At 59.8% G+C, this 4957-nt stretch carries 6 protein-coding genes and 1 pseudogene; 4 read left to right on the top strand and 3 right to left on the bottom strand.

Going from position 1 to position 4957, the window contains the following annotated elements:
- The first annotated feature begins 132 nt into the window (after positions 1 to 132).
- From JF542_RS24195 to JF542_RS24180, 4 genes are all read left to right on the top strand, one after another.
- Complete coding sequence (locus JF542_RS24195; RefSeq protein WP_083794021.1) at positions 133 to 561, top strand: rhodanese-like domain-containing protein; 429 nt, start codon at positions 133 to 135, stop codon at positions 559 to 561.
- Positions 562 to 649: 88 nt separating this feature from the next.
- Entirely contained in the window at positions 650 to 1087 is a 438-nt protein-coding gene (locus JF542_RS24190; protein WP_012187040.1) for an ion channel, read from the top strand.
- A gap of 161 nt (positions 1088 to 1248) precedes the next feature.
- Entirely contained in the window at positions 1249 to 1698 is a 450-nt protein-coding gene (locus JF542_RS24185) for a DUF6010 family protein (protein ID WP_007803357.1), read from the top strand.
- Positions 1699 to 1701: 3 nt separating this feature from the next.
- The gene (locus JF542_RS24180) at positions 1702 to 2364 is read left to right on the top strand and encodes a TVP38/TMEM64 family protein (protein WP_207077719.1); all 663 of its coding nucleotides are present in this window, start codon (positions 1702 to 1704) and stop codon (positions 2362 to 2364) included.
- Between the two features lie 135 nt (positions 2365 to 2499).
- On the opposite strand, the gene istB is transcribed toward JF542_RS24180, so the two are convergent.
- The 3 genes and pseudogenes from istB to JF542_RS24165 form a co-directional block, all read right to left on the bottom strand.
- Complete coding sequence (gene istB / locus JF542_RS24175) at positions 2500 to 3228, bottom strand: IS21-like element ISPkr1 family helper ATPase IstB (protein WP_040545955.1); 729 nt, start codon at positions 3226 to 3228, stop codon at positions 2500 to 2502.
- Complete coding sequence (gene istA, locus JF542_RS24170; RefSeq protein ID WP_007803351.1) at positions 3158 to 4726, bottom strand: IS21 family transposase; 1569 nt, start codon at positions 4724 to 4726, stop codon at positions 3158 to 3160. Before istA ends, istB begins: the two co-directional genes overlap by 71 nt.
- 111 nt (positions 4727 to 4837) lie before the next feature.
- Positions 4838 to 4957 (bottom strand): annotated as a pseudogene (locus JF542_RS24165) (transposase); the annotation flags it as partial.

Below are 4957 nucleotides of genomic sequence, written 5' to 3'. Positions count from 1 at the left end.
GGCCCGCATCGGCGACCACAAGATCAACCGCCTCGACGAGCTGCTGCCGTGGAACTGGGTGCCGCAATCCAAAGAGGCGAAGGCCGTCGCTTGAGCTGTGGTCCTTACCGGCCGGTTACTCTGGGTGCTCATATGACGGTGCTGACCGTCGCGGCGTCACCGCTGTTGGCGCAGAGCCGATCTGTCTGGTCGGCAGAGAATGCCTTTGACGCGCTTCTATCGGATACGGCGCGGATCATCGATGTCAGAACGCACAAAGAGTGGCAAGAAACCGGCGTAGGTGCTGGTGTATGGCCGATAAGCATGCACGCGTCCGGTTTTCCGGACCGATTGTTCAGGGCCAAGGAACTGAGCGGTGATCGCACTGTTGGACTGATCTGCGCCACTGGCGGACGCTCCGCATCGCTGCTTCGAGCGTTGAGACAAGCTGGTTATTCGGGCTACGCCGATATCTCGGAAGGGATGTTGGGATCAGGCGAAGGGCCTGGCTGGATCGCATCGAACTTGCCGACCGTTCCGGTGGATGTCGCCCTGAACGGGTTGCCCCCCGCGTTGGCCTGACCAGTGAAGAATCAATTGGTCCCGTTGTGCTAAAAGCCTGATGTATGGTCAAATTGACCTGTTTGAACAGGAAGACGGGTTTGGGTGTATGACCGAGTTGATGGCTATGTTTGTCGGAATATGCGCGGCGATCGTGATGGGAATTGTCCATCATTATGCGTTGTCGGGCATTCTGAAGTTTTCCCCGCAGCGGTCGGATGGCTCCGGCTTTCGGATCATCCTGACGTTTTCCGCGTTGCTGTTGCTGCACGTATTGGAACTTGTGACGCTCGCCGTGTTCAACACGATGGTGGTGGCAAGCGTTCTGCCGCAATCGTTCAGCAACAGCCCGCCGATGTTTCAGGATGTTCTCTATGTTACGGGCATCTCGTTCTCGACCCTTGGCTATTCGTCCATAGAGGTGGTCGGGCCCTTTCGACTGTTGCTGATGCTGCAATCGCTTTTGGGCTTCATGTTGCTGACCTGGTCAGCGACGTTTCTTTACTCAGCCTGCCAGCAAGTCTGGCAGAAGGCGAAAGATGACTGAAAATCGCCACGCGCGTCGGACATGAGCTTGGCGTCAGCGTCAAATACGTCCTGATATCGGTCCTTTGACCTCACCGTGGAACGGTTGAGTGAGCGCTGCGTTGCGCGCGTGGATGAATAGCCCTTGACCTTCCAGTTGCTGGAATCCCTAGGTACAAAGCCATGGCACAGATTTTCGAAAAGACAGGCGATCACGTATCGCACCATCGACACGGGGATATCTTGAGATCTCCCGTATGGGTTGGTGTGTTGTTTGTCTTGCTCACAATGCCGGCTCACCTGTTTTTGGATGAAAAGAGCTCGATAGCTCTTGCTTCGATCACGCTTGCTTTGATTGGCGGTGCCTATATCGGCTTTGGCGCCGCGGACGGCAGAGCGCGCGTGTTCTGGGCAGAGCTCGCCGTCGCCCTTTTGTTCGGCTCGGCAGCCTTTTTGGGGCTGATATGGCATTGGGCTTTCCTTCCCTTGGGCTTGGCCCTGCACGCCCTTTGGGACATGTCACACCACAATTCTTATCGTCTCGCCCGGATTCCGAACTGGTATATTCCATTCTGCGTGGCCTTTGACCTTTTGGCAGCGACGTTCTTCGTTCTGCTCTATGCCGTGTTTTGATCCATGATGATGCGCATCCTTCTTATTGCGGTGTTCCTGATGGGAGTCGTCGCATTGGCCTTCCCGGACGTCCTTGGCGTTGACATTCGCCTGCCTGATCGCGCGGAAATTGACCGCTGGATCGAGGCGGCAGGTCTTGCCGGACCAATTGTTATCGTGGCGCTTATGACAATCGCTATCGTCGCAAGCCCCCTGCCCTCGGCGCCGATCGCACTCGCCGCCGGAGCGGCTTATGGGCACACGTTCGGGACACTCTTTGTCGTTCTTGGCGCGGAACTCGGTGCGCTTGCCGCTTTTGGTCTGGCCCGCGGTCTCGGTCGTCCCTTCGTTGAGCGTCATCTCGGTCAGAAGATTAACACAGGCCTGTTCGGATCGCAGAACACTCTGACCTTCTTGGTCTTCGGCAGTCGCCTGCTGCCGTTTCTGTCCTTCGATATGATCAGTTACGCCGCAGGTCTGAGCAAGCTGCATCTTTGGAGGTTCGCGCTGGCCACGATGGCCGGGATTATTCCAGCGAGTTTTTTGCTCGCTCACATGGGCAGCCAGGCGATGAACGGAGATGCCCGCACTGCCACATGGACCGCGCTTGCGCTCGGTGGCTTTACCGGCCTGTCGGTTCTCTTCGCCGCGACGCGAAAGACCGGTACACAACGGGAGAAGAGCTGATATGGTGTCAATCGGCAAGCAATCTTGACCCCCTATCGGCATCCAAAAATGACCCCCTTTGGAGAGCTCCGGTAGCTGGCCCGATGCGGTGTAGCACTCACACAGCGCAGCCGTATCGGGCCAGCGGGGTCTTGGTCATTCACGGGTCTTGAAGCGCCAGCTCTCGTTGCCGGTCTCGACGATGTCGCAATGGTGGGTCAGGCGGTCGATCAGCGCAGTGGTCATCTTCGCGTCGCCGAAGACCGAAGGCCATTCCCCGAAGTCGAGATTGGTCGTCACGATGATCGAGGTGCGCTCGTAGAGGCGGCTGATGAGATGGAACAGCAGCTGGCCGCCGGTCTGCGCGAAGGGGAGATAGCCGAGCTCATCGAGGATCAGGAAGTCGAGGCGACACAAAAGATCCGCAGTGCGCCCCTGTCGGTCGGCACGGGCTTCGGCATCGAGCTTGTTCACCAAGTCCACGACATTGAAGAAGCGCCCCCGTTTGCCGCGCCGGATGCAGGCCCGGGCAATGCTCACGGCAAGGTGGGATTTACCGGTCCCGGTGCCACCGATGAGCACGACATTGCGCTGATGTTCAAGGAACTCCCCGGCGGCCAGATCGCGCACCAGCGTCTCGTTGACCGGCGTTTCTTCAAAGCTGAACTCGTCGACCTCTTTCGCCAGCGGCAGCTTGGCGATCGTCATCTGGTATTTGATCGAGCGCGCCTGCTTCTCGCTGATCTCGGCATTCAGCAGGTCGCCGACGATCTGTTGCGGCTCGTGTTGGCGCTTCACCGCCGTGGTGATGATCTCATCGTAGGCGGCCTTCATGCCGTAAAGCTTCAGCTGGCTCATCGCGTCCAGCACCTGTGATCTTTCCATGGTTGGGTCTCCTGAGGCTGTCGTAGCGTTTGCAGTCGGCCACGGGTTCGCAGGTCAGTCGCAACGCGGCCGGCGTATCGATGGTCAGCGGCGGTGGCGGCTCCCGATGCCGGGCAAGGATATTGATGACGACCGAGGCCGCGGGGACCCCCTCGCTCAGGGCCTCGGCACAGGCAGCATCCACCGCATCCAGCCCATCGATCGGGATCATGCTGAGGATCTGGACCATCTGCCGGTCGCCGTTCGGCACCTTGCCAAGCTTGCGCTGCACGCGCCTGATCGCCGGCGGCAGGTCCCAGTCCTTGAAGGGGGCGCCATTCCGGAGAGCACCGGGCTTGCGAGCCAGAACTGGAATGTAGTGCAACGGGTCGTAGATGGCCTTGTCACGGCCGAAGGCTCGGGCGTGCTGCCCCATGATCTTGCCGTCCTGCCAGAACTCGACCCGTTCGGCATAGGCACGGATCTCGACCGGGCGGCCGACGGCCCGGCCATCCACGGAGTAGCGGTTCTTGTCGAACCGGACGAGGCAGGTCTTCGAGACCGAGGCAGGCAGCGCGTGGAAGCCATTGAAGGGGCCGACATACGGCACCATGCTGGCGCGTTCTTGCTCGAACACCTCCCAAGTTGTCCGATCCCTGAGCTCGGGGTGCGGGTTGGATTTGGCCCAGGCAACGCACTGGTCTTCAAGCCAAGCGTTGAGTTCGGCATAGCTCTTGAACTTCGGTCGCGGCACGAAGAACCGCCGTCGGACAACGCCGACCTGGTTCTCGACCTGTCCCTTCTCCCAGCCGGATGCCGGGGTGCAAGCGACGGGATCGACCAGATAGTGCCCGCACATTTGCTGGAAGCGCCGGTTGTAGGCACGGTCGCGGCCGACGAAGATCGTGTCGACCGCGGTCTTCATGTTGTCGTAGATGCCCCGCGTGCAGGTGCCCCTGAAGAAGGCGAAGGCCTTGTCATGGGCGTCAAAGACCATCTCCTGCGTCTCGCGGGGATAGGCACGCACGAAGAGCATACGGCTGTGACACAGGCGGACATGTGCCACCTTCACCGTGGTCGTCGCGCCGTCGATAACCACGATCTCGTGGCTCCAGTCGAACTGATAGGCCTCGCCTGGATCGAAGGTTAGTGGGACATAGGCGGCCGCAGACGCCTCCCGTTCCTCTCTGTTCCACGTCGCTGCATATCGTCGAACCGCATCATAACCGCCGTCGTATCCGCGGGCCCGCAGCTCCTCGAAGATCCGGATAAGGGTCAGCCTCTCACGCTTCGCCTTCCGAGCATTTGCCGCCAGAATGTCATTGAGCTCACCCGTCCAAGGGCCGATCTTCGGCAGCGGCTGGATCGTGCGCTCGTAGGTCAGTTCGGTCGCCCCGGACCGGATTACCTTGCGCACCGTGTTCCGCGAAACCCGTAGTTCGCGGCAGATCTGCTTGATCGACTTCTTATCCTGAAAATACGCCCGTCGGATCTTCGCTATCGTCTCCACAACCAACATCCCACACTGTGCTCCCCGTTGACCTCGGGGGCATCATCCACATCAGTGTAAGGGGGTCATTTTTGGACGCCGATCACCCCGCTACGGGGTCAAAATTGCATGCCTGTTCACACCAGCGCCCATCGCCTTCACCAGATCGTCTACGGAGCGCGTAGAGACCCCGTGGACGTAAGCCTCCTGGATCACCGCCACCAGCGCCTTCTCAGCAGTCCGTCGCGGCTCCAGGAAGCT

The sequence above is a fragment of the Salipiger bermudensis genome, assembly GCF_017309175.1.
Lineage (GTDB): Bacteria > Pseudomonadota > Alphaproteobacteria > Rhodobacterales > Rhodobacteraceae > Salipiger > Salipiger bermudensis.
The sequence above is the reverse complement of the archived record's forward strand: the minus strand, read 5'-3'. Positions and strand labels throughout refer to the sequence as shown.